Source organism: Pseudomonas baetica (assembly GCF_051216495.1).
Classification (GTDB): domain Bacteria; phylum Pseudomonadota; class Gammaproteobacteria; order Pseudomonadales; family Pseudomonadaceae; genus Aquipseudomonas; species Aquipseudomonas baetica_B.
The window spans coordinates 31,932-55,531 of sequence record NZ_JBPKAM010000022.1 but is presented as its reverse complement, the minus strand read 5'-3'; the positions used below and the strand labels follow the sequence as shown (position 1 = coordinate 55,531).

Sequence of the window (23,600 nt, the reverse complement as noted above, 5' to 3'; positions counted from 1 at the left end):
CGAATTACTTACGCAGTTCGACGCGACGGTTTTGAGCCCAGGACTGCTCGTCGTTGCCGGTAGCAACTGGACGCTCTTCGCCGTAGGAAACCAGTTCCAGCTGAGCTGGGGAAACGCCTTGCAGTACCAGGTAGCGTTGAACGGCTTTCGCACGACGCTCGCCCAGTGCCATGTTGTACTCACGAGTACCACGTTCGTCGGTGTTGCCTTCCAGAACAACGCGAGCGCCGTTTGCTTTCAGGTCTTTGGCGTGAACGTCCAGAGCGCGCATGGCTTCTGGCTTCAGGTCCGAACTGTCGTATTCGAAGTAGAAAGTGGTGATAGCGCGCAGGGCAGCTTCTTCGCTCAGGGAGCCGTCAACTGCACCAGTGTTTGCGCCGTAACCAGCGTTTGGATCTACCGCGCCTTCACCGGCATTGTCGCCGCCTTTGGACGAGCAACCTACAGCTACAGCCATGGCGAGAGCCAGCGCAGCAAATTTACCAAACTTCAGCATTTCCATCGTGAAACTCCTAATGAACCCCAGTGTGTTAAGTAAAACGTAAAGCGCCGCGTCAGTTCAGGTAAGGGGACCAGGAAGGTTCTCTGACTTCGCCTTGTGCGGTAGGAAGCGGGAGCCTTACGCGTCCATTGATGGACACGAGCATCAAGACTCCCCGGCCCTGCTGGCGGGTGGCGTAGATTACCATGGTGCCGTTGGGCGCGACAGTGGGCGACTCGTCCAGAGTGCTATCAGTGAGGATTTTTACACTACCGCGCTGCAAATCCTGGGCCGCCACTTTGAAATTGGTGAAACCGTCCTGCCGGTGAATCATCACCAGGGTCTTTTCGTCTGCCGACAGTTTAGGGTTGGCGTTGTAGTTACCGACGAAAGTTACACGCTCTGCACCACCGCCACCCACGCTGGTTTTATAGATCTGCGGTTTGCCACCACGATCGGAAGTGAAGTAGATGGTCGAACCATCCTTGCCCCAGAACGGTTCGGTGTTGATGCCAGGACCGTTGGTGACACGAGTGATCTGACGCGAGCCCAGGTTCATCACGTAGATATCCGGGTTGCCGTCTTTCGACAGCACGAACGCCAGGCGATTGCCATCCGGCGACCAGGCTGGCGCACCGTTCAGGCCTTCGAAGTTGGTGATCTGCTCACGGCGACCGGTGTCGATGTTCTGCATGAACACACGAGGACGCTTCTGCTCAAACGACACATAGGCAATGCGCTTGCCATCCGGTGCAAAGCGCGGCGACAGGATCGGCTCGCGCGATTGCAGCAGGGTCACGGCACGGGCGCCGTCATAGTCCGAACGCTGCAGGGTGTAACGCGTGTTTTTCTCGGAGAAACGCTCGGCGGTTACGTACAGCAGGCGAGTCGAGAACGCACCTTTGATGCCGGTGAGTTTTTCGAACGACTGGTCGGAGATGTAGTGCGCCATGTCGCGCAATTGATCGACACCACCCGACACGCTACCGGTCAGCACTTGCTGCTCGGTGGCCACGTTGAACAGCGCGTATTGAACCTGCAGACGGCCGCCCGCTGGAACAATGCTGCCAACCATGACGTACTGGGCACCCAACGCCTTGAAGTCACGGAAGATGATTTCGCTGGCCTGGCTTGGCTGGCTGATCATGTTCTGTTTCGGAATCGGCGAGTAGTAACCCGAGTTGCGCAGGTCGTTACCGATAATTTCAGCCATGTCGTCCGGTAGCACGCTACCGCCCTGGAAGCCGAACGGAACAACCGCGATCGGAGTGGCCCGATCACTGCCGCTGGTGACCAGAATGTTTTTCTCATCTGCCATCGCGATCCCTGCCATGCAGCAGATCACGACGAGCATTCCTCGAAGGAGGTTTCTCACGGGGCTAGATCCTCAGGTGTGAATGTCATCTTGAATGAACGATACGGAGCGAAATCGCTCGGCTTCATTCCCTGCATTTCTGTCAAACGTCCAATATTCTTCACTGCCGCTACGGCTGAAGCGTCAAATGGACCGTCGCCACTGGACTTGAGCACCTTGACCGAAGTCACTGTCCCGTCCGGCAACATGCCGATTTGCAGCTGAACCGTCATGCCTTTGCGGGCCGAAGGTGGACGGGCCCAGCCTTCCGCTGCACGAATTCGAATCAGGTCATCGAAACTGCCGGCGACTTCGTCACCCTGCTCATCGGCCAAGGCCTGCTGACGCTGTGGCGTGTCGGAAAGCAAATCTGCCAGGGCCTGGGCCTTTTTGTCTTCGGCGGACTTTTTCGCCGCATCCTGCGATTTCTTCTTCGCAGCATCGGCAGCAGCTTTCTTCTTAGCTTCCTCGGCGACTTTCTTCTTCGCCTCTTCAGCTTCAGCTTTCTTCTTGGCGTCTTCCGCGGCTTTCTTCTTCGCGTCTTCGACGATCTTTTTCTTCGCTTCTTCAGCAGCTGCTTTCTTGGCCTCTTCTTCAGCAGCCTTCTTGGCTTCTTCTTCCGCTTTCTTCTTGGCTATATCAGCCAATTGTTTCTCTTCTGCCTTCTTGGCTTCGGCGGCTTTCTTCGCGTCATCGGCTTTCTTGGCTTCGTCAGCCTTCTTCGCCTCTTCCGCTTTCTTCGCCTCATCGGCCTTCTTGGCTTCCTCGGCCTTTTGAGCCGCTTCTTCTTTCTTTTGTTCCGCAGCCTTCACCGCTTCCTGCTCGACCTTCTTCTGTTCCAACTGCTCTTCTTCGGTCTGGCGCGCGGCGGATTTCTTCGCCTCACCCGCAATCTTCTGATTGGTCTGGGTGGTTGCCTGACTTTTCGATTTCAGTTGGTACAGGGTCGCCTGGACGATCGGCTTGGCCGGCGGCAGCTCCGGCGTGAAGGCAAAACTGACGAACAGCATGCCGAACACCAGCACGTGCAAGCCAATCGCCCAGACACTAGGCCAGAAGTAGCTTTCCGAGGCGGACGGCTCTCGCTGTTGCTGCATCAGGGCGCCTCGGTAATCAAGCCAACATTACCGACCCCGGCTTTCTGCAACCCGCCCATGGCGCCCATGACAGCACCATAGTCGACGCTCTTGTCGCCGCGAATGAAGACCTGGGTACGCTTGCCGCTTTCATTGCCGACGCGAATGATCTTGGTGACCGCGTCAGTCATTTGCGGCAGGGTCATGGCGCGGTCTTGTTGCTTCTCTGTGTCGACTTCGCTGCCAAGGTTCCAGTAATAGGTCTTGTCAGCCTTGATCGAAATGGTCAGGACCTGAGTGTTGTTGTCCTGCGGCAAGGCTTCACTGGAAACCTTGGGCAGATCAACTTTCACGCCCTGATTGAGCATCGGCGCGGTCACCATGAAGATGACCAGCAGTACCAACATCACGTCGATGTAAGGCACCACGTTCATCTCGGCGACCGGCTTGCGCTTGTGTCGGGCTCGAGCGATTAAAGCCATTGGAAATTACCTGCTTATTCTTCGCTGGTGTGCACTTTGCGGTGCAGGATCGCCTGGAACTCATCGGCGAAGGTGTAGTAGCGGCTCAGCAGGGTTTCACTGCGAGCGGAGAAGCGGTTGTAAGCGATAACGGCTGGAATCGCGGCGAACAGACCGATCGCGGTGGCGATCAGGGCTTCGGCGATACCTGGCGCCACGGTGGCCAGGGTCGCTTGCTGGGCCGTCGCCAGACCACGGAAGGAGTTCATGATGCCCCAGACGGTACCGAACAGACCGATGTACGGGCTGACGGAACCGACGGTGGCCAGGAACGGCAGGCTCTGCTCGAGCTTTTCTTCCTCGCGGGAAATGGCAACGCGCATGGCGCGAGCCACACCTTCCATGACCGCTTCCGGGTCAACGCCAGGCTGCTGACGCAGACGGGAGAATTCCTTGAAGCCAGCGCGGAAGATTTGCTCGACACCCGAGTCCGGATCCGGGTTGCTGCCTGCTTGACGGTAGAGTTTGGACAGGTCGATACCCGACCAGAAGCGCTCCTCGAAGCTCTCCAGGGCACGTCGACCGGCGCGCAGCAGATTGCTGCGCTGAAAGATCATGATCCATGAGGTCACCGATGCGGCTACCAGGGTCAGCATCACCAGTTGCACAACGATACTGGCATTGCTGACCAGGCTCCACATGGAGGAATGGTCGACGACGTTAGCTTCCACGCTTTATCTCCTGCTTTGAGTGTGTACCCGCGCCGCTCACGTCGGCAAAGGCCGCTCGTAGAGCTTCGGGAATGGCCCGGGGTTTCAAACTGTTGGTGCGCACACAAGCCACCAGAAACTGCCCTTCGCAGAGCAGCGCATTATCCGCAGCCCGCCTGACCTGCTGTTTGAAGCGCAGGCTGGCACGGTTCAATTCGATTACTTCAGCGCTTACCAGCAGCTCGTCATCCAGTCGCGCCGGCGCGTGATAGCGCGCTTCGCTGGAATGCACGACGAACAACAGGTCCTCCCCTGCCAGCTGCGATTGGGCAAAGCCCAGCTCTCGTAGCCGCTCGGTTCGAGCCCGTTCCATAAACTTGAGGTAATTAACGTAATACACGATGCCGCCCGCATCGGTGTCCTCGTAATAAACGCGACAACGATGTGCGAAAGGCTCAAGCCCGTTTTGCGCGCGCATACTCTAGTGCTTACTCCTCGGGTTGCCAATCCGGCCAGGCAACTGTTTTTCAATGTTCTGCGGCTTTCTCGCGAAAGTACGGTCCTGGGACAGCACAATGCCCGAAAAATCAGCGCGCAAAAGTTAATTAATCGTCCACGGCATCGAGGAACTCGTCTACCACAGGCATCTCGCCCAATCGTGACGGAATGTTTAAGCCGAAGTGCAGGTACGCATGCCGCGTTACCACCCGACCACGCGGGGTGCGCATGATGTAACCTTGCTGAATCAGGTAAGGTTCCAGCACATCTTCAATGGTGTGGCGTTCTTCGCTGATGGCTGCCGCCAGGCTGTCCACGCCAACCGGCCCGCCATCGAACTTCTCGATCATGGTCAGCAGCAGGCGTCGATCCTGGTGATCGAAGCCACGCTCATCAACATCCAGCAGGTTCAGGGCCAGGTCGGCAATCGGCTTGGTGATATGCCCCTTGGCGCGAACTTCGGCAAAATCCCGCACCCGGCGCAGCAAGCGGTTGGCGATTCGCGGCGTGCCACGGGCACGTCGGGCGATTTCGAAGGCACCTTCCGGATCCAGCGGCAAGCCAAGGATGTTCGCCGAGCGGCTGACAATCGTCGACAGATCGGCATTGCTGTAGAACTCCAGGCGCTGGACGATCCCGAAGCGGTCACGCAACGGATTGGTCAGCATCCCCGCCCGCGTGGTCGCGCCGACCAAGGTGAAGGGCGGCAAGTCGAGCTTGATGGAGCGCGCAGCCGGGCCTTCGCCGATCATGATATCGAGCTGAAAGTCCTCCATGGCCGGGTACAGCACCTCTTCGACAATCGGTGACAGGCGATGGATTTCATCGATGAACAGCACATCGTGCGGCTCAAGATTGGTCAGCAAGGCCGCCAGATCTCCCGGACGCTCAAGGACCGGTCCTGAGGTGCTTTTGATCGAGACGCCCATTTCCTGGGCAATGATGTTGGCCAGGGTGGTTTTACCCAGGCCCGGAGGACCGAAAATCAGTGTGTGGTCCAGGGACTCGCTGCGCCCGCGGGCAGCCTGGATGAACAACTCCATTTGCTCGCGAACGGTCGGCTGGCCAATGTATTCGGCCAGGCTGACAGGACGAATCGCCCGGTCCTGGACTTCCTCGCGTTCACGGGGGCCACCGGTGGCGGCGATCAGACGATCAGCTTCAATCACTTAGATCATTCCCTTCAGGGCGCGACGAATCATGTCTTCACTGCTCAAGCCTTTCTCCTTGATCGCGGAAATCGCCTTGCTGGCTTCCTGCGGCTTGTAGCCCAGGGAAATCAGCGCGCTGACCGCATCGTTCTCGGCGGTATTGACCGGGGCAGGCCCGTCCGGCTGGTTCGGCACCAGGGCGAACATGGCGGGTACAGTCTCCCAGGCCTTGAAGCGATCCTTGAGTTCAACCAACAGACGCTCGGCAGTTTTCTTGCCCACGCCCGGCACCTTGGTCAGCGCCGAGGTGTCCTGGGACTGCACGCAACGGATCAGCTCGTCGACTTCCAGGCTCGACATCAAGGCCAGGGCCAGTTTCGGCCCCACACCATTAAGACGGATCAACTCGCGAAAAAAGTCTCGCTCGCGCTTACCGACGAAGCCATAGAGTAACTGCGCGTCTTCGCGCACGACCAAATGGGTGTGCAACGTCAGCGGTTCACCGACCGACGGCAAGCGATAAAGCGTGGTCATGGGCACTTCAAGTTCATAGCCCAGGCCGTTTACATCCAGAATCAGGTGCGGCGGCTGTTTCTCAGCCAGGGTGCCGCGCAAGCGTCCAATCACGTTACAGATCCTTGAGCGTTGGCCAGCACAAGGCCAGCGACTGACAGAGCAAGGATTTTGCGCCAGCCCGGACGCAAATCCCTCATTCCATAAAATTGACTGCTGATGCTATCAGAGACGCAGGCGCCCGCCACGACTGCGTGCCGCCCCCAGGCCATGGGGCAACAGGCTGGAACGGGTGTGAGCATGGCAAATGGCAATCGCCAGGGCGTCCGAGGCATCGATTTGCGGCTTGCTGGTCAGTTTCAGCATGTGCATGACCATCATTTGCACTTGCTCCTTGTTGGCGGCACCGGTGCCGACTACAGCCTGCTTGACCTGCGTCGCCGTGTATTCGGCAATCTCCAGGCTTTCCTCCGCGCCTGCAACGATGGCCGCACCACGGGCCTGCCCCAGTTTCAGTGCGGAGTCGGCGTTGCGCGCCATGAACACCTTTTCGATCCCCATGGTCACAGGCTTGTAGGTCTGAATGATCTCCCGCACCCCGCGATAGACAATCTGCAAACGCTCATGCAGCTCACCGGCGCCGGTGCGGATGCAACCGGAGGCCACGTACTCGCAGCCACGCCCGGTATCGCGAACCACGCCATAACCGGTGATGCGCGAACCGGGGTCGATACCAAGAATTAAAGTCATAACGCCTGCGGATCAGGTAAAAACACGATATCAAAAACAGCACATAACAAATGTGGGAGCGAGCCTGCTCGCGAAAGCGGCTTCACATTCAGCAACGATGCTGCCTGAAAATCCGTATTCGCGAGCAGGCTCGCCCCCACATCGGATCGTAGCCACTCCTATCCGAGCTGAGCGGCTACCGACTCCGGAATATCGGCATTGGAGTAAACGTTCTGCACGTCATCCAGATCTTCGAGCATGTCGATCAGCTTGAGGACTTTTTCCGCGCCCTCCAGATCCAGTTCGGCGCTGGTGGTCGGCAACATGACGATTTCCGCATCGGTACCTTTGAATCCTGCTGCTTCCAGTGCATTACGCACGGAATAGAAGCCGGCAAACGATGTGAATACGTCGATGGAACCGTCTTCGTTGGTCACGACGTCATCGGCGTCGGCCTCCATGGCCGCCTCAATCAGCGCATCTTCATCAACGCCAGGTGCGAAAGAAATTTGCCCCTTGCGTTCGAACAGATATGCGACCGAACCATCGGTACCGAGGTTACCGCCGCACTTGCTGAATGCATGGCGGACTGCCGCCGCAGTACGGTTGCGGTTGTCGGTCATGCACTCAACCATCACCGCTACACCGCCAGGTCCGTAACCTTCGTAGGTCAGTTCAACCACGTCGTCAGTGTCGGCAGCACCGGTGCCACGGGCGATGGCGCGATCGATGATGTCGCGGCTCATGTTCGCACCCAGGGCCTTGTCCAGGGCCAGGCGCAGACGCGGGTTGGAGCCCGGATCACCGCCACCCTGACGGGCAGCGACGGTCAGCTCACGAATCCACTTGGTGAAGATCTTGCCTCTCTTGGCATCCTGACGTTCTTTGCGGTGCTTGATGTTCGCCCACTTGGAATGACCTGCCATAACTCGCTCCGAATTCTCTTTGAATCATTGCCCGCCACGCTGCACTGCGCCGGCCGGCAAACAAAAAATCTCAACCTGTTCCCATTATAAAGAAAGGGCGCATCCACGGATGCGCCCTTCAGGTCAGCCTTACTCGGCCTTGGGCGTTTCACGCAGACGAATGTGCAGTTCGCGCAATGCCTTGGCGTCTACCTGACCCGGTGCCTGAGTCATGACATCCGCCGCGCTCTGGGTTTTCGGGAAGGCGATTACTTCACGGATCGACTGGGCGCCGGTCATCAGCATCACCAGACGGTCCAAACCGAAGGCCAGACCACCGTGCGGCGGCGCGCCATATTTCAGGGCGTCGAGCAGGAAGCCGAACTTCTCTTCCTGTTCCGCTTCATTGATACCCAGCAGACGGAACACCGACTGCTGCATTTCCTTGCGATGGATACGGATCGAACCGCCACCCAGCTCGGTACCGTTCAGAACCATGTCGTAAGCGCGGGACAGTGCGGTGGCCGGGTTGGCCTCCAGCTCTGCCGGGGTGCACTTCGGCGCGGTGAACGGGTGATGCAGTGCGGTGAAGCTGCCGTCATCGTTCTCTTCGAACATCGGGAAGTCGACGACCCACATCGGTGCCCACTCGCAGGTCAGCAGGTTCAGATCGTGGCCGACCTTGATCCGCAGTGCACCCAAGGCTTCGCTGACGATCTTGAACTTGTCTGCACCGAAGAACACGATGTCACCATCGACTGCACCGACGCGATCAAGGATCACGTTCAGGGCGGCTTCAGGGATGTTCTTGACGATTGGCGACTGCAGGCCTTCGACACCTTTGGCGCGCTCGTTGACCTTGATGTACGCCAAGCCCTTGGCACCGTAGATGCCGACGAACTTGGTGTAATCGTCGATTTTGCTGCGCGGCATGCTCGCACCGCCCGGTACGCGCAGTGCGGTCACACGGCATTTCGGATCGTTGGCCGGGCCGCTGAAGACCTTGAATTCAACTTCCTTGAGTTGGTCGGCAACGTCTACCAACTCCAGCGGGTTACGCAGGTCCGGCTTGTCGGAACCGTAGCGGCGCATGGCTTCTTCGAAGGTCATGTGCGGGAAATCGCCGAATTCCAGACCCAGCACTTCCTTGAACAGGTTGCGGATCATGCCTTCGGTCAGGCCCATGATGTCTTTTTCATCGAGGAAGCTGGTCTCGATGTCGATCTGGGTGAATTCCGGCTGGCGGTCGGCACGCAGGTCTTCGTCGCGGAAGCACTTGGCGATCTGGTAGTAACGATCGAAGCCGGCCACCATCAGCAATTGTTTGAACAGCTGCGGCGACTGCGGCAAGGCGAAGAACGAACCAGCGTGGGTACGGCTTGGCACCAGGTAGTCGCGAGCACCTTCCGGCGTGGCGCGGGTCAGGATCGGCGTCTCGACGTCGAGGAAGCCATTTTCGTCCAGGTAACGGCGGATGCTGGTGGTCATGCGCGAACGCAGACGCAGTTTCTCGGCCATTTCCGGACGACGCAGGTCCAGGAAACGATAGCGCAGGCGAGTTTCTTCACCAACGTCGGAGAACTCGTTCAGCGGGAACGGCGGGGTTTCCGCTTCGTTCAGCACTTCCAGCTCATAACCCAGCACTTCGATCATGCCCGACGCCATGTTGGCGTTGGTGGCACCGGCCGGACGCAGGCGAACTTTGCCGGTGACCTTGACCACGTATTCGCTACGCACGCGGTCGGCGACGGCGAAGGTTTCAGCGCGGTCCGGATCGAACACCACCTGGGCCAGACCATCACGATCACGGATATCGAGGAAAATCACCCCACCGTGGTCACGGCGACGGTGGACCCATCCGCAAAGGGTAATTTCCTGGCCGTCCAGGCTTTCGTTCAGTTGGCCGCAATAATGGCTGCGCATCATGGTCGTGGGTTCACTTCTATAATTCGTCATTCGGTTGGAGACCTTGCACATATCGGGTGTCCGATGATGCAAGCGCTCACGTGCTTGGTTCAGTTCAAGGCGCTCGATTCAGAGCATGAACCCTAGTCAGCTTTGTCGCCGCCGGCCAGGTTCTTCTTGGAACCGGTCTTGAAATCAGTCTCGTACCAACCGGTACCGCTGAGGCGGAAACCCGGCATGGACAGCATTTTTTTGAGCTCAGGTGCCTGGCATGCAGGGCAGTCGACCAGCGGTGCATCGCTGATCTTTTGAATGGCTTCCAACTGATGACCACAGGAAGCACATTGGTAATCGTACATCGGCATGGGGTTGTCTCGGCAATCAGATCGCTACCGCACACGCTGGGTTTGGCGGCAAAGAGCGGGATTATATCCATTAAATGCGGCCTGTGCAGCCGTAAGACTGCACAGATCGACACGCCGCCCTTCATTGCCGAGCCGGAGCGATGGTCATGCAACGGCCATCCTTGAGGCTGTGCACAACACAGACCACCCGCACCAGCGCGCTGAAGTTTTTCACCCCACCGTGACGCAAATGCACTTCACGATCCACGTGGGACAACAATGCGCTGACCGAGCAGCAATTCACCTTGGCGATTTCGCTCAAAATATCCCAGTAAACCTGCTCCAGCCGTAAACAAGTGGCGAAACCATTCAACCGCACCGACCGGGACATGGGCTGAGCCAGCCCCATATCGAACTCACTGACAAACGGATCAATCCTGATGTCCTTGAGTGGACCGACCCTCCCTTCCCTCTGCCTGTTTTCATGGACCATACCCTTGACACTCCTTTGCCATCCCTGGTTTCCATAAGAGTCTGTGCACTTATAAAACCGCGGGGGCAAAGTTATATCCAGATGACTTTTTGACCATCCGCGTAGGAGAAGCCAACAACGGATGGCAGATCATGGAGAGCGTCCTACGCTCGGGCATTTCCTACTCTGATCAGTGAAAAATCACTCAGTAGACAGGTGCTTTTTCGACGAGCAATGACAACACGCGAACAACACCAACAAGGCATCATCCGCGCGACAACGGATCACTGTTCCAGCAGGGCACGGAGCATCCACGCGGTTTTTTCGTGAACCTGCATACGCTGGGTCAGCAGGTCGGCCGTCGGCTCGTCACTGACCTTGTCAAGCAAGGGAAAAATGCCGCGAGCCGTACGTGTTACCGCTTCCTGCCCCTCGACCAGTTGCCTGATCATGTCTTCGGCAGCAGGCACGCCCTCCTCCTCTTTGATGGAGGACAACCGCGCATAAACGGAGTAAGCACCGGGAGCCGGGAATCCGAGCGCGCGAATTCGTTCGGCAATCGAATCGACCGCCAGCGCCAGCTCGTTGTATTGCTCCTCGAACATCAGGTGCAGGGTCCGGAACATCGGGCCGGTGACGTTCCAATGGAAGTTATGGGTCTTCAAATAAAGTACGTAAGTGTCCGACAACAGGCGCGAAAGTCCGTCGACGATGGATTTGCGGTCCTCTTCACTGATACCGATATCAATTGCCATGTTTTTCCCCTAAAGGTGATGAAATTCATCCAACAAGTGCAGGAGCACTCTAGCAAGCCTGTTGCTGCGCCGCAGCCCTGAATACCCCGCGAACCTGCGACAAATCGCCCACCAAGCACCGCTGGACTCCTTGATTTGAGTAGCCACAAGCTTTGCTGTTAAATAGGCGGTGTGTCGCTAACGCCCTTATTTTCCGGGCGCTGCGCATAGGCTGATACCGGATACGTGCTCAACGCCTCTTCTTATCGTTCTGAAGCGAACCGTCTCCCATCAGCTCTTCCTTGTGATCCGTCTTAACGTGAGTCAATCAAAATGTTGAAAATCGTCCACCTGCTATTGGGCACGGCAGCCTTGCTGTTGTCCTTCATCCCTAGCCTGCGAGCCGAAGCCGTACCTTACCTGCAACAACCTGACGCCCTGTACCTGGCCTTGTTCGGCCTGCTCAACCTCACCCTTGCTCCAGTGATTCCCAACTGGAACAAAGGCCCGCGCCACCAACTGCAAAACCTGGTCAGTGCACTGCTGATTCTGGCTGTCGTTCTGCAAACCCTGACGCTGCTTGCGCCCATGCCTGTGATTGCCGGTCAACCTGCGGTTCTGTTCAGCCTGGTCGCAGCGCTGATCGCTGTGGTTCTGCACCTGGCCATCGGCTTCTACAAATCATCACCGGCCACCGCCGCGCCAAGCTATGACATGAGCAACCGCGATACCGGCACCGTCAAGTGGTTCAACACCTCCAAAGGCTTCGGCTTCATTTCCCGCGACTCCGGCGACGATATTTTCGTGCACTTCCGGGCCATTCGCGGCGAAGGTCACCGCGTCCTGGTCGAAGGCCAGCGCGTGGAGTTCTCCGTCATGAATCGTGACAAAGGCCTGCAAGCCGAAGATGTGATCGCTGCCCTGCCGCGACGCTGATCCAAAGCAATAAAAAACCGCGAGCAGCCTGACTGCTCGCGGTTTTTTATTGCCTGCATTTCAATAATGTGGCGGCGGCGCCTCTTCCTCGAAAGACTCGAATTGGCCGGCCATTTCCTCCTGGCGCTTGAGCAGCGCCGCGATTTGCAACTGAAGGCGCTCAACGGCCTTCTGTTGCGCCGCCAGCACATCATTCAACGCCTGGATGGTGTCATCCTGAAACGCCAACTGACTCTCCAGATCGGTAACGCGCTCTTCCAGGCCCATGGTTCAACCCTCCAGAAACGTGAAATCTTCGGTCAATACCAGACGCAGTCGCTCGCGAATCGCGGCAACCTGCTCGGCATTGTAAGGTTTGGCCGGGTGCCTGCCCCAGACCGGAGCCGGCCAGGCGGCGTCGTCCCGCTTGCGCACGATCACGTGCATGTGCAACTGACTGACCACATTACCCAAGGCGGCGACATTCAACTTGTCCGCATCGAACGAATCCTTGAGCGTTTCTGCCAATGCAGTCGTTTCCTGCCAGAGCTGCTGCTGGTCGGCGACATCCAACTGAAATATCTCGCTGATATCGTCGCGACGAGGTACCAGGATGAACCAGGGATAGTTCGAGTCGTTGGACAACAGCAACCGACAGAGCGGGAAATCGCCGATCAGTAAGGTGTCTTGTTGAAGTCGTGGATCTAAAGCGAACACTGCGCGCACTCCTGTCGGATCATCATTTTTCAGCTTAGCGCCCCTCTCGAGAGACCGCGCGCCAGGCGACTGGACGGCAGCATACCTGCGAACCTGGCTGCCTTCACGACGAAGCAGGGACAAAGCACGCTTGACCGACGCCAAACAGCCATCCACTCGCCCCGAGATGTGACACTTACAACCAAAACGCACCATTACGACACCAGCGCGACCTGCTAAATCGCTGGAATGACCAACCAGCGACGATTCGTTCCACCTACGGAAAAGGACAATCTGTATGAAATCAGTACAGCGGTTGAATTTTTTTGCACCAAAATCGCACAGTGCGTCTACGCTGAATCCTTCGAACATCCGCCGATTACTCACTGGCGGGGTGAACCGGTAACATTTTTGCTTGTCACGCAGCGGTAACACTGCGGTCAACACGATGCAAAGAATGGCGTCAAGCCCGAACACCAACGGGATGAACCCCCCGGTTTTATGAGGTTTTTACAGCGCCAGGCAGCCTTTCAGAAAAAAATATTGGCAGGCTTCTGATTTGTGCACGCTTGTTGCATTCACACCCACATCGTCTACAAGGCACCGCTGGAAGCGGGGGCCTTGAGACTAAAAAAACAGTGGCAGGGCAGCCCGATGGAGATTCAAACGTTTCACCAGGGACTCTTTTTACCGATGCACCAGCCTAGAAAAACAGCACTAAAGTTGTCAGTCCGGTTGCATCGAGGCTGTAAATTTGCGACATCTAGCAAGCTGATTACGACAGGGTCGTAAAGATGCTGAAAGGTTAGATGCGCAAGTATCGCCAACAATGTCGGCGTGATATAAGTTTGCGCCGACACAAAAAGAAAGAGCCGCCCAGATAATAAAACAGGTGGAGCGGCAGTACTCTTCTAAAAACCAAAGGAGCAAATCACGATGCGCGTGATGAAGTGGAGCATGATCGCACTGGCAGTTGCAGCAGCAGCCAGTACTCAAATGGCTACGGCCGCACCGTTCGTAAGTGACCAGGCTGAAGCCAAAGGTATTGTTGAAGACAGCTCGCTGAACTTGCTGGTTCGCAACTACTACTTCAACCGTGATAACAAAGATGGCAGCAACGACCAGAAAGACTGGACCCAAGGCATCTGGGGCAACTTCAGCTCTGGCTACACCCAGGGTCTGATCGGCGTCGGCGTTGATGCATACGGTTACCTGGCAATCAAGCTGGACGGTGGCGACGGCACCGGCGGCACCGGCAACATGAGCCGTAGCGACACCCCTAACGCCAACGGTCATCGCGAAGTTAACGACAGCCAGGGTAAAGCCGGCGGTGCCGTTAAATTCCGCGTTTCCAAAACCGAACTGAAAGTCGGCGACATGCAGCCAAGCACTTCGCCAGTGTTCGCTGTTGGCGGCTCCCGTATCCTGCCGCAAACTGCCACTGGTATCCAATTGCAGAGCAGCGAGATCAAAAATCTTGACCTCGAAGCCGGCCACTTCTACTCGGGTTCCAGCCAGGACAAAAACGCCCGAGACGGCGGCCTGTTTGCAACCTACGCGAACTTTAGCGCTGGTGAAGAAGCCAACAAGATCGACTACTTCGGTGGCAAATACGGTTTCACTGACAACCTGAGCGCCTCGCTTTACGGTGCCAAGCTGGAAGACATCTGGAACCAGTACTACGCTAACCTGAACTACACCCTTCCACTGACTGACAGTCAGTCGATCAACTTCGACGGTAACATCTACAACACTCAGGATACCGGCGACGCTAAAGTCGGCGAAATCAGCAACACCACCTTCTCGCTGGCCGCAGCTTACTCGTTCCTGCAAGCTCACACCATTACCCTGGCCTTCCAGAAGGTCAACGGTGATACGCCGTTCGACTACATCGGCGTCGGCAAGAACAACCGTGGTGGCGACTCGATTTTCCTCGCCAACTCCATTCAGTACTCCGACTTCAACGGTCCTAACGAAAAATCTGCTCAAGTTCGTTATGACCTGAAAATGGCTGAATACGGCGTTCCTGGCCTGAGCTTCATGACCCGTTACGTAAAAGGCTGGGACATCGACGGCACCAACACTCCAGCAGGCAGCGCCTACGCTGGTATGTACGGTGAAGACGGCAAGCACAACGAAACCAACTTTGAAGCCAAGTACGTTGTACAGAACGGCCCGGCTAAAGACCTGTCCTTCCGTATTCGTCAGGCATGGCACTTCGCTAACTCCGACCAAGGTGAAGGCGACATCAAAGAATTCCGCCTGATCGTCGACTACCCGCTGTCGGTTTTGTAATCGCATCCAGTTAGTTTGCGGTAACAAACAAAAGGCCCATCTTCGGATGGGCCTTTTTTTTCTACTGAACCTGCCTGACCGATAAGTCAAACATGGACTGAAAGATCAATCACTGCACTGCGGATTCCTGAACCACACGAACTACCCGCTGTGGAAATGGAATGTCAATACCCGCAGTTTTCAACCGATCACGGGACTCCTCGTTAAACATGAACATCACATCCCAGTAATCCGCTGTTTTAACCCAGACACGCAAGGAAACAGTGATCGAATGGTCACCCAAAGTCGAAATAACGGCTTGAGGTGCCGGATCTGCCAAAACACGCGGATCTTTGGCCAACTCCAGCAATACGTGACGGGCCTTTTGCAGGTCCGCTTCGTAATCGACCCCCACATCAAACACCACCTTGCGGGTCGGCTGACGGTTGGTGTTGGTGATGATGCCGTTCGACAGGTTGCCGTTTGGCACGATGATGGTTTTGTTGTCGCCGGTGCGCAGGACGGTGTGGAAGATCTGGATACTGTCGACAGTACCGGCTACCCCCTGGGCTTCGATCCAGTCACCAATGCGAAACGGACGGAACAGCAGAATCAGCACGCCGCCGGCGAAGTTCGCCAGGCTGCCCTGCAACGCCAGACCGATGGCCAGACCCGCCGCACCGATGGCTGCCACGAACGAAGTGGTTTCCACGCCGATCATCGACGCCACGCTGACGATCAGCAGAATTTTAAGAACGATGTTTGCCAGGCTGCTGATAAAGCCTTGCAGCGCCAGATCGGCATTACGCAACGCAATCAGTTTGCCAAGCTTGTGCGTGACCTTGTTGATCAACCACCAACCAATGGCGAGGGTGATCACCGCCAGCAGCACGCGGCTGCCGTATTCCATGATCATCGGGATCCAGGCCTGGGACACCTTGACCAGGTTATCTACTTCAGCATTCAAGTCCATCTACGTTCTCCTTATTTCCGGCCACGGGGCACGCGAAAAATAAACGGCAGAAAAGATCGAGCCCTTGCCGGGCCGACCGTTTCTACCGTTGCTTGGGCCTCGGACGCCGAAAACGCCGAGAGGTTCCCGCTTTTTACATCAGTCGCGGAAGTTGTTGAATTGCAGCGGCATCCCGAATTCCTTGGCCCGCAGCGCCGCAATGGCTTCCTGCAGATCGTCACGCTTCTTGCCGGTGACGCGCACTTGCTCGCCCTGAATGGCGGCCTGGACCTTGAGTTTGGCGTCCTTGATATGAGCGACGATCTTCTTCGCCAGCTCTTTATCGATACCTTCCTTGAGGATGGCTTCCTGTTTCATCAGCTTGCCCGAAGCAAAAGCATCCTTGACCTCCAGGCACTGCACATCGATCTTGCGCTTGACCAGGCACAGCTTGAGGATCTCGATCATCGCTTCAAGCTGGAAATCGGCTTCAGCGGTCAGGTTGACGGTCAGGTCCTTTTCCTTGAACTCGAAGCTGCCCTTGCCTTTCAGGTCATAGCGACGATCGAGTTCCTTGACGGCGTTCTCGACCGCGTTGGTGACTTCGTGTTTGTCCAGTTCGGATACCACGTCGAACGACGGCATGTAGTTTCTCCAAATAAAAGGCGCTCCCATGGAGCACGCCTGCTTGCGGTAAAAATCCGCGCTGATTATAACGGGTCTTTCCCATCATTCACTGCGAGCCGTCCATGCACGCGTCAAACAGAGCAAAAAACTGATGTCCACCACCTGGCATGTCCTGGGCGCCGGCAGTCTCGGCACGTTATGGGCTACGCGTCTGGCCCGGGCCGGGGTGCCGGTACGGCTGATCGTGCGCGACGCTGCGCGTTTGCAAGCCTATGAAGCAACGGGCGGACTGACGCTGGTCGAACATGGCGAAGCCCAGCGGTACCCGGTGCCCGCCGAAACACCCGATAGCCAGGAACCCATTAATCGCCTGCTGGTCGCCTGCAAAGCCTACGATGCCGAGCACGCCGTGGCGCAACTGGCGCCCCGCCTGGCCCCCGGCGCCGAGCTGATTCTGTTGCAGAACGGCCTGGGCAGTCAGGACGCCGTGGCAGCGCAGGTTCCGCAGGCGCGCTGCATTTACGCCTCCAGCACCGAAGGCGCTTTTCGCGATGGCGACTGGCGCGTGGTGTTCGCTGGCCATGGGTTTACCTGGCTGGGGGACTCCGGTCATCCCGTCGCCCCGATCTGGCTGGACGACTTGAACGATGCCGGCATTCCCCATGAATGGAGCCTCGAAATCCTGACCCGGCTGTGGCGCAAACTGGCGCTCAACTGTGCGATCAATCCATTGACCGTGCTGCACGAGTGCCGCAATGGCGGTTTGCAGGAGCATCACTGTGAAGTCGCCACCCTCTGCGGTGAGTTGACTGAGCTGCTTGAGCGATGCGGCCAGCCTGCCGCTGCCGAGAACCTGCAACAGGAAGTCGAACGGGTGATCCACGCCACCGCCGCCAACTATTCGTCGATGTACCAGGATGTCAGTAACCGGCGCCGGACCGAAATCAGCTACTTGCTCGGTCATGCCTGCAGAGTCGCAACCCGGCACCAATTGAACCTGCCGCACCTCAATCAGTTGCAGCAGCGGCTGATCGCTCGCCTGGACAGCCTTGGATTGCCCAGCGACTGAGCAGCGGCTACGCTGGCCACTTGTTCCTTTGCAGCGATAAACCCGATGCCATTGCGCCAGCGCCTTGAAAACCTTCCTGTCGGCCAGAAGCTGCTGGCCGCCCTGTTGGTGCTGTTGACCACTGTCCTGCTGGTCGCCAACCTGACCTTTATCAGTGCCTCGTATTACATCTCCCAGGAGAGCATGGCGCCCCAGGCCCTGCAAACCATCGGCCGCCTGGTATCCAATCCGAGCCTGATCTCCGAAGCGCTGGCATCGCCACAAAGCGCGCAACGCCTGCTCGATGAACTCAACAGTTATTCACCGTTGCGAGCCGCTGCCCTGTATGACGGCAAGGGCGAGCGTCTGGCGCAGCTGCAGCATGGCGATCATCTGGAACTGCCGGAACGTTACCGGCACATCGAAGCCTGGCAAGCCACCGAGTTTCGCAGCAACCAGGTCATTACCCTGCCCCGTCCGGGCGCGGCCCCCGGCCATCTGCTGCTGGTGGCCAGCAGCGAACTGCCCATGGCGTTCTATACCGGCACCCTGACCGCCAGCCTCGGCATCCTGATTTTCAGCGTCCTGCTCTGGCTGGTGATCGCTCGACAAATCAAACGCCTGATCACCCGACCGATTCATGAGCTTGAAGAGCTGTCCCGGCAAGTGACCCGGGAAGAGAACTACGCCCTGCGCGCCTCCCGCGGCAATCACGACGAAATCGGCAGCCTCGCCGAAGCCTTCAACACCATGCTCTCGCGTATCGAGGCGCGGGAGCAGCAACTCAAACGGGCGCGGGATGACTCCCAGGCCGCGTATGACCAGGCTCAGGGGCTGGCCGAAGAAACCCGGCACACCAATCGCAAGCTGGAACTCGAAGTCCAGGTGCGCAGCAAGATCGAGAAAAAACTCACCGGATTCCAGAATTACCTCAACAGCATCATCGACTCCATGCCCTCGGCGCTGATTGCCCTCGACGAACAGCTCTACGTGACGCAATGGAACCAGGAGGCCAGCGCCCTCTCCGGCACCCGTCTGGACGAAGCCCTGAATCAGCCGATCTTCCTCGCTTTCGAGCCGCTCAAGCCGTTTCTTCCACAGCTCAAGCAAACCGTCGAGCAGCACACCGTGGCCAAGATCGAGCGCGTCACCTGGGTCAAGGACGATGACGCCCGGCATTATGCCCTGACCTTCTATCCACTGATGGGCGGCGCCGGACGTGGCGTGGTGATCCGGATCGACGACATCACCCAGCGTCTGTCACTGGAAGAAATGATGGTGCAGTCGGAGAAGATGCTCTCCGTCGGTGGCCTCGCCGCCGGAATGGCCCATGAGATCAACAACCCGCTGGGTGCCATCCTGCACAACGTGCAAAACATTCGTCGCCGGCTGTCTCCCGATTTGCCAAAAAACCTCGAGCAGGCCGAACAGATCGGCGTCGAGCTGTCGACCGTCAACGACTACCTGCAAGCGCGGGAAGTGCCGCAGCTGCTCGACGGCATTCAACAGGCCGGCGCCCGGGCAGCGAAAATCGTCACCCACATGCTCAGCTTCAGTCGCCGCAGCACCCGGCAAATGGCCCCTTGCGACCTTCCGGCGCTAATCGATCAAGCGGTGGAAATCGCCGGTAACGACTTTGACCTGGCGATCGGCTTCGACTTCAAGGGCCAGGCCATCATTCGCCAGTTCGATCCGGCGCTGGGACCGGTGCCCGGCACGGCCAACGAACTGGAACAGGTGCTGCTCAACCTGCTGAAAAACGCCGCCCAGGCCATTCACCTGCGCGAAGACGACCGCGAACCGGGGCGGATCATCCTGCGCACCCGGCTCAATCCGCCCTGGGCGGAAATCCAGGTAGAAGACAACGGCATCGGCATGAGCGAAAACGTGCGCAAGCGGACGTTCGAACCGTTCTTCACCACCAAGGAAATTGGCCAAGGCACCGGCCTGGGCCTGTCGGTTTCGTACTTCATCATCACCAACAACCACAAGGGTCAGATGGAAGTGCAATCGACCCTGGGCCAAGGCACCTGCTTCACGTTGCGCCTGCCCCTGGCGGGTACCCCGCTCGTCTCCCAAGAACTCAATCAGCTATCGAGGTAACCCATGGGCTTTCGCCTGTCGAAGATTTACACCCGTACCGGCGACAAAGGTGAAACCGGCTTGGGTGACGGTCGCCGTGTGCCGAAGGATCACCCGCGGATCGAAGCCATCGGCGAGGTCGATACGCTGAACAGTCAGGTGGGTGTACTACTGGCCGCACTGACCGCGGAAAGCGCCAGGTACCCAGGATTGAAAGAAGTGATAGAGGTGTTGGCACCCTGTCAGCATCGATTGTTCGACCTGGGCGGTGAGCTGGCGATGCCGGAGTATCAGGCCCTGAACATCACGGAAATCGAACGCCTGGAAGCGGCGATCGATATCTGGAATGAAGAACTGGGACCGCTGGAGAATTTCATTCTGCCGGGTGGTTCACAGTTGATCGCCCAGGCGCATGTCTGCCGCAGCCTGGCCCGCAGTGCCGAGCGTCGCTGTCAGCATCTGAATGCGCTGGAGCCGTTGGCCGGAGTGGGATTGGCGTACATCAATCGGTTGTCGGATTTGTTGTTTGTCGTGGCGCGGGTGATTGCCAGGCGCCAGGGGGTTGCGGAGATTCTTTGGCAGCCCGCGGCAAAACCTGAAATTTGAGCGGCATATTCACTGGCCTCATCGCGGGCAAGCCCGCGATGAGGCCAGCAAGATCACCGCAGGATCAAATCTCTGGCCAGAATGCCCGAATCCCCGCCACACCCTGGGCACCCGCCGCCCAAGCCTTCTGAACCTCTGCCGGCCCAACGCCACCGAGCAGGAACACCGGCCTGCTGAAGCCCTCGATCAAGCTCGAAGCCTGCTCCCAACCCAGCGGCTGAGCATCAGGATGCGTCAGGGTCGGCTGCACGGGTGATAAGGTCACGAAATCCACGCCCATTTCTTCGGCCAACGCCAACTCCTCGGCGTTATGACAGGACGCCGCCAGCCAGCGCGAGGCGGGCAACGGGCGACCGGCAGCCGCGTACTTGCGCAACTGTGCCGAGGTAATGTGCCAGCCGGCGGAAGGGAAATCTCCGAGCCATTCGAACGGCCCCTTGATCATCAATTGCGCCTTGCCGGCACACAGCCCGACGGCATCCACCGCCAGATCGCGGTACTTGGGATCGTAACCGTTCGGTGCGCGTAGCTGGATCAGTTTGATACCGCCTGCGATTGCTTTCTGAATTCCCCGTAGCAGTTGCGGAGCTTCCAGGTCTTCCGGGGTGATCAGGTACTGCTCAGGCAAGCGGGCCGCGGCGACGATTGGCCGGTTGGCCTCGGGGAACTCGTAACCCGACAGTTCACGCGCCGTCACCCAGGCCAGTGGCTGACCTTCGGCGCCATGTGGCTCGCCGGTGAATGCCGAAACTTCCCAGACATCCAGCAACACCTGCTTGTCCGGGTAGTCGTGATGGACTTTGATCAATGGGCGCGCCGCGCTGACGACGATCCCCAGCTCTTCCTTCAGTTCGCGGGCCAGCGCGGTTTCGACCGATTCATCGGCTTCGACCTTGCCACCCGGAAACTCCCACAGGCCACCCTGGTGCTGAGTGTCAGCACGGCGGGCAATCAGGATCTTGCCGCCGCTGTCACGAATGACGGCAGCCGCTACGTGTACTCGTTTCACCGCTCGACCTCCTCCAGTCCGGCTTTCTGCCAGGCCATGAACGCTGGCCATTGGTAGAGGGTTTCAACATAGGCTTCGTCGACGGCCGACAGTTTCACCCGATAGGTGCGCAGGCGTACGGCGATGGGTGCGAAAAACACGTCGACCAGCGATACACGACCGAACAAATACGGGCCGGCTACGGTCGCCGCTGCGCGGCACTCGGCCCACAATGCCGACATGCGCTCGATATCGGCCTGAACATCCGCCGGGACTGGCGCCAACGGTGCGTCATGGCTCAGGTCAAATGGCATATTGCCGCGCATGGCGAAAAAACCGCTGTGCATCTGCGCGCAAGCCGAACGCGCCTGGGCGCGGGCGGCGATGTCTTTGGGCCACAGGTCCGCATCGGGGAACTGTTCTGCCAGGTATTCGGCAATCGCCAGGGAATCGGCGATGGTGCCGTGTTCGGTTTTCAGCAGCGGAACCTTGCCGGTTGGCGAATGCTTGAGCAGGCGCTCGCGGGTGTCCGGCTGGTTCAGCTTGATGAGTTCTTCGGTGTAGGGGGCACCGGTCAGGTCGAGGGCCAGGGCGCCGCGCAGGGACCAGGAGGAAAGCAGTTTGTCGCCGATGATCAGGTGCAAGGACATGTTCGGGACCTTTTTTGAGGGGTACAGGCCAGCATTTTTAGTGTCTGGTCGGCCGCCTTCGCGAGCAGGCTCGCTCCCGCAGTGGTTTGAGGTGTATACAAATCCAGTGTGGGAGCGAGCCTGCTCGCGAATGGGGCGACTCGGTCTTACGTACGGTACTCGGCGTTGATCTTCACGTACTCGTGGGACAGGTCAGTGGTCCAGATGGTTTCGCTGCAATCGCCGCGACCCAGCTCGATACGGATGGTGATTTCCTCCTGCTGCATCACCGCCGCGCCCTGGGCTTCAGTGTAGGTCGCAGCACGGGCACCACGGCTGGCGATGCACACTTCGCCGAGGAACACGTCGATCTTGCTTACGTCCAGGTTCGGCACGCCAGCACGGCCGACGGCGGCCAGGATGCGCCCCCAGTTCGGGTCGGAAGCGAACAGTGCGGTCTTGATCAACGGCGAGTGGGCCACGGTGTAACCGACGTCCAGGCACTCCTGGTGATTGCCGCCGCCATTGACTTCAACGGTCACGAACTTGGTCGCGCCTTCGCCATCGCGAACGATGGCCTGGGCCACGTCCATGCACACTTCGAATACCGCTTGCTTGAGCTTGGCGAACAACTCGCCTTCGGCGCGGGTGATTTCCGGCAATGCCGCCTGACCCGTTGCGATCAACATGCAGCAGTCGTTGGTCGAGGTGTCGCCGTCGATCGTGATGCGGTTAAACGACTTGTTGGCACCGTCGAGCATCAGGTTTTGCAGCACGTCGCGGGAGACTTTGGCGTCAGTGGCGATGTAGCCGAGCATGGTGGCCATGTTCGGGCGAATCATACCCGCGCCTTTGCTGATACCGGTCACAGTGACCGTTACGCCGTCGTGCTGGAACTGGCGGCTGGCACCCTTGGGCAAGGTGTCGGTGGTCATGATGCCGGTGGCGGCTGCTTCCCAGTTGTTAACCGACAGGTCGTCGAGGGCGGCCTGCAACGCGCCTTCGATCTTCTCGACCGGCAGCGGCTCGCCGATCACACCAGTGGAGTACGGCAGTACCTGGCTGGCATCGACGCCGGTCAATTCAGCCAGCTTGGCGCAGGTGCGCTCAGCGGCGGCCAGGCCCGGCTCGCCAGTACCGGCGTTGGCATTACCGGTGTTGGTCAGCAGGTAACGCACCGGACCTTGCACACGCTGCTTGGCCAGAATTACCGGGGCTGCGCAAAAAGCGTTCAGGGTGAACACGCCAGCGACTGTCGAGCCTTCGACACAGCGCATGACCACGACATCCTTGCGCCCAGGGCGCTTGATACCAGCCGAGGCGATACCGAGTTCAAAACCGGCAACCGGGTGCAACGTTGGCAAAGGACCAAGACCAACAGCCATGAATGCGCTCCTTACTAGATGATGTCTACACCGCGTCAGCAAGCGCGGTGGTTTAAATGGCAAAA

The 23,600-nt window shown here is 58.3% G+C and carries 26 protein-coding genes; 5 read left to right on the top strand and 21 right to left on the bottom strand.

All coding sequences use genetic code 11. The features are described 5' to 3' along the window. Positions 1-4: 4 nt before the first annotated feature. The 14 genes from pal to ACSFE6_RS10850 all read right to left on the bottom strand — a co-directional run bounded on the left by pal (position 5) and on the right by ACSFE6_RS10850 (position 11,354). Positions 5-502 carry a peptidoglycan-associated lipoprotein Pal gene (gene pal / locus ACSFE6_RS10915; protein WP_003178634.1) on the bottom strand — a complete coding sequence of 166 codons (498 nt, stop codon included), beginning with the start codon at positions 500-502 and terminating at the stop codon, positions 5-7. Between the two features lie 52 nt (positions 503-554). Then, positions 555-1,835, bottom strand: a complete 1,281-nt coding sequence (tolB, locus tag ACSFE6_RS10910; protein ID WP_433741492.1) for a Tol-Pal system beta propeller repeat protein TolB — start codon at positions 1,833-1,835, stop codon at positions 555-557. 17 nt (positions 1,836-1,852) lie between these two features. Next, a complete protein-coding gene (gene tolA / locus ACSFE6_RS10905) occupies positions 1,853-2,932 on the bottom strand; it encodes a cell envelope integrity protein TolA (protein WP_435427595.1) in 1,080 nt (359 codons plus the stop codon). Beyond that, positions 2,932-3,384, bottom strand: coding sequence for a protein TolR (tolR, locus tag ACSFE6_RS10900; RefSeq protein WP_162634961.1), 453 nt, complete (start codon positions 3,382-3,384; stop codon positions 2,932-2,934). Before tolR ends, tolA begins: the two co-directional genes overlap by 1 nt. Before the next feature lie 23 nt (positions 3,385-3,407). Beyond that, positions 3,408-4,103, bottom strand: coding sequence for a protein TolQ (gene tolQ / locus ACSFE6_RS10895; protein WP_095193175.1), 696 nt, complete (start codon positions 4,101-4,103; stop codon positions 3,408-3,410). Next, complete coding sequence (ybgC, locus tag ACSFE6_RS10890; RefSeq protein ID WP_433736859.1) at positions 4,093-4,560, bottom strand: tol-pal system-associated acyl-CoA thioesterase; 468 nt, start codon at positions 4,558-4,560, stop codon at positions 4,093-4,095. The genes tolQ and ybgC overlap by 11 nt, the downstream gene beginning before the upstream one ends. Positions 4,561-4,687: 127 nt before the next feature. Continuing rightward, a complete protein-coding gene (gene ruvB / locus ACSFE6_RS10885; protein ID WP_435427594.1) occupies positions 4,688-5,749 on the bottom strand; it encodes a Holliday junction branch migration DNA helicase RuvB in 1,062 nt (353 codons plus the stop codon). Next, positions 5,750-6,358, bottom strand: coding sequence for a Holliday junction branch migration protein RuvA (ruvA, locus tag ACSFE6_RS10880; RefSeq protein ID WP_175388409.1), 609 nt, complete (start codon positions 6,356-6,358; stop codon positions 5,750-5,752). A gap of 111 nt (positions 6,359-6,469) precedes the next feature. Continuing rightward, positions 6,470-6,994 carry a crossover junction endodeoxyribonuclease RuvC gene (gene ruvC, locus ACSFE6_RS10875; protein WP_110964618.1) on the bottom strand — a complete coding sequence of 175 codons (525 nt, stop codon included), beginning with the start codon at positions 6,992-6,994 and terminating at the stop codon, positions 6,470-6,472. 158 nt (positions 6,995-7,152) lie between these two features. Continuing rightward, positions 7,153-7,899, bottom strand: a complete 747-nt coding sequence (locus ACSFE6_RS10870) for a YebC/PmpR family DNA-binding transcriptional regulator (RefSeq protein WP_435427593.1) — start codon at positions 7,897-7,899, stop codon at positions 7,153-7,155. Positions 7,900-8,028: 129 nt separating this feature from the next. Continuing rightward, a complete protein-coding gene (aspS, locus tag ACSFE6_RS10865; protein ID WP_435427608.1) occupies positions 8,029-9,804 on the bottom strand; it encodes an aspartate--tRNA ligase in 1,776 nt (591 codons plus the stop codon). Positions 9,805-9,926: 122 nt separating this feature from the next. Beyond that, entirely contained in the window at positions 9,927-10,148 is a 222-nt protein-coding gene (locus ACSFE6_RS10860; protein WP_007977333.1) for an FmdB family zinc ribbon protein, read from the bottom strand. Positions 10,149-10,269: 121 nt separating this feature from the next. Further along, on the bottom strand, positions 10,270-10,620 hold the full coding sequence (locus ACSFE6_RS10855) for a ribbon-helix-helix domain-containing protein (protein ID WP_435427592.1): 351 nt from the start codon (positions 10,618-10,620) through the stop codon (positions 10,270-10,272). A gap of 263 nt (positions 10,621-10,883) precedes the next feature. Continuing rightward, the gene (locus ACSFE6_RS10850) at positions 10,884-11,354 is read right to left on the bottom strand and encodes a Dps family protein (RefSeq protein ID WP_435427591.1); all 471 of its coding nucleotides are present in this window, start codon (positions 11,352-11,354) and stop codon (positions 10,884-10,886) included. A gap of 312 nt (positions 11,355-11,666) precedes the next feature. Between ACSFE6_RS10850 and ACSFE6_RS10845 the strand changes: the two genes are divergently transcribed. Then, the gene (locus ACSFE6_RS10845; RefSeq protein WP_435427590.1) at positions 11,667-12,269 is read left to right on the top strand and encodes a cold shock domain-containing protein membrane protein; all 603 of its coding nucleotides are present in this window, start codon (positions 11,667-11,669) and stop codon (positions 12,267-12,269) included. Between the two features lie 60 nt (positions 12,270-12,329). Here the strand turns inward: ACSFE6_RS10845 and ACSFE6_RS10840 are convergent, their stop codons facing one another. Both ACSFE6_RS10840 and ACSFE6_RS10835 read right to left on the bottom strand, forming a co-directional pair. Continuing rightward, positions 12,330-12,536 carry a SlyX family protein gene (locus ACSFE6_RS10840; protein WP_435427589.1) on the bottom strand — a complete coding sequence of 69 codons (207 nt, stop codon included), beginning with the start codon at positions 12,534-12,536 and terminating at the stop codon, positions 12,330-12,332. 3 nt (positions 12,537-12,539) lie between these two features. Continuing rightward, complete coding sequence (locus ACSFE6_RS10835) at positions 12,540-12,965, bottom strand: HIT family protein (RefSeq protein WP_435427588.1); 426 nt, start codon at positions 12,963-12,965, stop codon at positions 12,540-12,542. A 915-nt stretch (positions 12,966-13,880) separates the two neighbouring features. On the opposite strand from ACSFE6_RS10835, the gene ACSFE6_RS10830 reads away from it, so the two are divergent. Continuing rightward, positions 13,881-15,239 carry an OprD family porin gene (locus ACSFE6_RS10830; RefSeq protein WP_435427587.1) on the top strand — a complete coding sequence of 453 codons (1,359 nt, stop codon included), beginning with the start codon at positions 13,881-13,883 and terminating at the stop codon, positions 15,237-15,239. Between the two features lie 109 nt (positions 15,240-15,348). Here the strand turns inward: ACSFE6_RS10830 and ACSFE6_RS10825 are convergent, their stop codons facing one another. Both ACSFE6_RS10825 and ACSFE6_RS10820 read right to left on the bottom strand, forming a co-directional pair. Then, a complete protein-coding gene (locus ACSFE6_RS10825; RefSeq protein ID WP_435427586.1) occupies positions 15,349-16,191 on the bottom strand; it encodes a mechanosensitive ion channel family protein in 843 nt (280 codons plus the stop codon). 138 nt (positions 16,192-16,329) lie between these two features. Continuing rightward, on the bottom strand, positions 16,330-16,815 hold the full coding sequence (locus ACSFE6_RS10820; protein ID WP_435427585.1) for a YajQ family cyclic di-GMP-binding protein: 486 nt from the start codon (positions 16,813-16,815) through the stop codon (positions 16,330-16,332). A gap of 133 nt (positions 16,816-16,948) precedes the next feature. On the opposite strand from ACSFE6_RS10820, the gene ACSFE6_RS10815 reads away from it, so the two are divergent. The 3 genes from ACSFE6_RS10815 to ACSFE6_RS10805 are packed head-to-tail and all read left to right on the top strand — an operon-like array spanning position 16,949 to position 20,533. Beyond that, positions 16,949-17,866: a putative 2-dehydropantoate 2-reductase gene (locus ACSFE6_RS10815; protein ID WP_435427584.1), complete on the top strand. Its 918-nt coding sequence runs from the start codon at positions 16,949-16,951 to the stop codon at positions 17,864-17,866. Positions 17,867-17,911: 45 nt separating this feature from the next. Then, positions 17,912-19,948, top strand: coding sequence for a sensor histidine kinase (locus ACSFE6_RS10810; RefSeq protein WP_435427583.1), 2,037 nt, complete (start codon positions 17,912-17,914; stop codon positions 19,946-19,948). Positions 19,949-19,951: 3 nt separating this feature from the next. Further along, positions 19,952-20,533 carry a cob(I)yrinic acid a,c-diamide adenosyltransferase gene (locus ACSFE6_RS10805; protein ID WP_435427582.1) on the top strand — a complete coding sequence of 194 codons (582 nt, stop codon included), beginning with the start codon at positions 19,952-19,954 and terminating at the stop codon, positions 20,531-20,533. 64 nt (positions 20,534-20,597) lie between these two features. Here the strand turns inward: ACSFE6_RS10805 and ACSFE6_RS10800 are convergent, their stop codons facing one another. The 3 genes from ACSFE6_RS10800 to argJ all read right to left on the bottom strand — a co-directional run bounded on the left by ACSFE6_RS10800 (position 20,598) and on the right by argJ (position 23,535). Further along, entirely contained in the window at positions 20,598-21,542 is a 945-nt protein-coding gene (locus tag ACSFE6_RS10800) for a Nudix family hydrolase (RefSeq protein WP_435427581.1), read from the bottom strand. After that, the gene (locus ACSFE6_RS10795) at positions 21,539-22,171 is read right to left on the bottom strand and encodes a glutathione S-transferase family protein (protein ID WP_435427580.1); all 633 of its coding nucleotides are present in this window, start codon (positions 22,169-22,171) and stop codon (positions 21,539-21,541) included. Before ACSFE6_RS10795 ends, ACSFE6_RS10800 begins: the two co-directional genes overlap by 4 nt. Before the next feature lie 146 nt (positions 22,172-22,317). After that, on the bottom strand, positions 22,318-23,535 hold the full coding sequence (argJ, locus tag ACSFE6_RS10790) for a bifunctional glutamate N-acetyltransferase/amino-acid acetyltransferase ArgJ (protein WP_224541632.1): 1,218 nt from the start codon (positions 23,533-23,535) through the stop codon (positions 22,318-22,320). Between the last annotated feature and the right edge of the window lie 65 nt (positions 23,536-23,600).

Excerpts from the sequence above, each read along its gene's own strand:
- tolB (WP_433741492.1), bottom strand. The coding sequence starts at position 1,835 with ATGCTCGTCGTGATCTGCTGCATGGCAGGGATCGCGATGGCAGATGAG.
- ACSFE6_RS10860 (WP_007977333.1), bottom strand. The coding sequence starts at position 10,148 with ATGCCGATGTACGATTACCAATGTGCTTCCTGTGGTCATCAGTTGGAA.
- ACSFE6_RS10840 (WP_435427589.1), bottom strand. The coding sequence starts at position 12,536 with ATGGGCCTGGAAGAGCGCGTTACCGATCTGGAGAGTCAGTTGGCGTTT.
- ruvC (WP_110964618.1), bottom strand. The coding sequence starts at position 6,994 with ATGACTTTAATTCTTGGTATCGACCCCGGTTCGCGCATCACCGGTTAT.
- pal (WP_003178634.1), bottom strand. The coding sequence starts at position 502 with ATGGAAATGCTGAAGTTTGGTAAATTTGCTGCGCTGGCTCTCGCCATG.
- ACSFE6_RS10845 (WP_435427590.1), top strand. The coding sequence starts at position 11,667 with ATGTTGAAAATCGTCCACCTGCTATTGGGCACGGCAGCCTTGCTGTTG.
- tolA (WP_435427595.1), bottom strand. The coding sequence starts at position 2,932 with ATGCAGCAACAGCGAGAGCCGTCCGCCTCGGAAAGCTACTTCTGGCCT.
- ACSFE6_RS10810 (WP_435427583.1), top strand. The coding sequence starts at position 17,912 with ATGCCATTGCGCCAGCGCCTTGAAAACCTTCCTGTCGGCCAGAAGCTG.
- ACSFE6_RS10815 (WP_435427584.1), top strand. The coding sequence starts at position 16,949 with ATGTCCACCACCTGGCATGTCCTGGGCGCCGGCAGTCTCGGCACGTTA.
- ACSFE6_RS10850 (WP_435427591.1), bottom strand. The coding sequence starts at position 11,354 with ATGGCAATTGATATCGGTATCAGTGAAGAGGACCGCAAATCCATCGTC.
- ACSFE6_RS10830 (WP_435427587.1), top strand. The coding sequence starts at position 13,881 with ATGCGCGTGATGAAGTGGAGCATGATCGCACTGGCAGTTGCAGCAGCA.
- ACSFE6_RS10820 (WP_435427585.1), bottom strand. The coding sequence starts at position 16,815 with ATGCCGTCGTTCGACGTGGTATCCGAACTGGACAAACACGAAGTCACC.
- ACSFE6_RS10825 (WP_435427586.1), bottom strand. The coding sequence starts at position 16,191 with ATGGACTTGAATGCTGAAGTAGATAACCTGGTCAAGGTGTCCCAGGCC.
- ACSFE6_RS10855 (WP_435427592.1), bottom strand. The coding sequence starts at position 10,620 with ATGGTCCATGAAAACAGGCAGAGGGAAGGGAGGGTCGGTCCACTCAAG.
- ACSFE6_RS10795 (WP_435427580.1), bottom strand. The coding sequence starts at position 22,171 with ATGTCCTTGCACCTGATCATCGGCGACAAACTGCTTTCCTCCTGGTCC.
- ybgC (WP_433736859.1), bottom strand. The coding sequence starts at position 4,560 with ATGCGCGCGCAAAACGGGCTTGAGCCTTTCGCACATCGTTGTCGCGTT.
- ACSFE6_RS10870 (WP_435427593.1), bottom strand. The coding sequence starts at position 7,899 with ATGGCAGGTCATTCCAAGTGGGCGAACATCAAGCACCGCAAAGAACGT.
- argJ (WP_224541632.1), bottom strand. The coding sequence starts at position 23,535 with ATGGCTGTTGGTCTTGGTCCTTTGCCAACGTTGCACCCGGTTGCCGGT.
- aspS (WP_435427608.1), bottom strand. The coding sequence starts at position 9,804 with ATGATGCGCAGCCATTATTGCGGCCAACTGAACGAAAGCCTGGACGGC.
- ACSFE6_RS10805 (WP_435427582.1), top strand. The coding sequence starts at position 19,952 with ATGGGCTTTCGCCTGTCGAAGATTTACACCCGTACCGGCGACAAAGGT.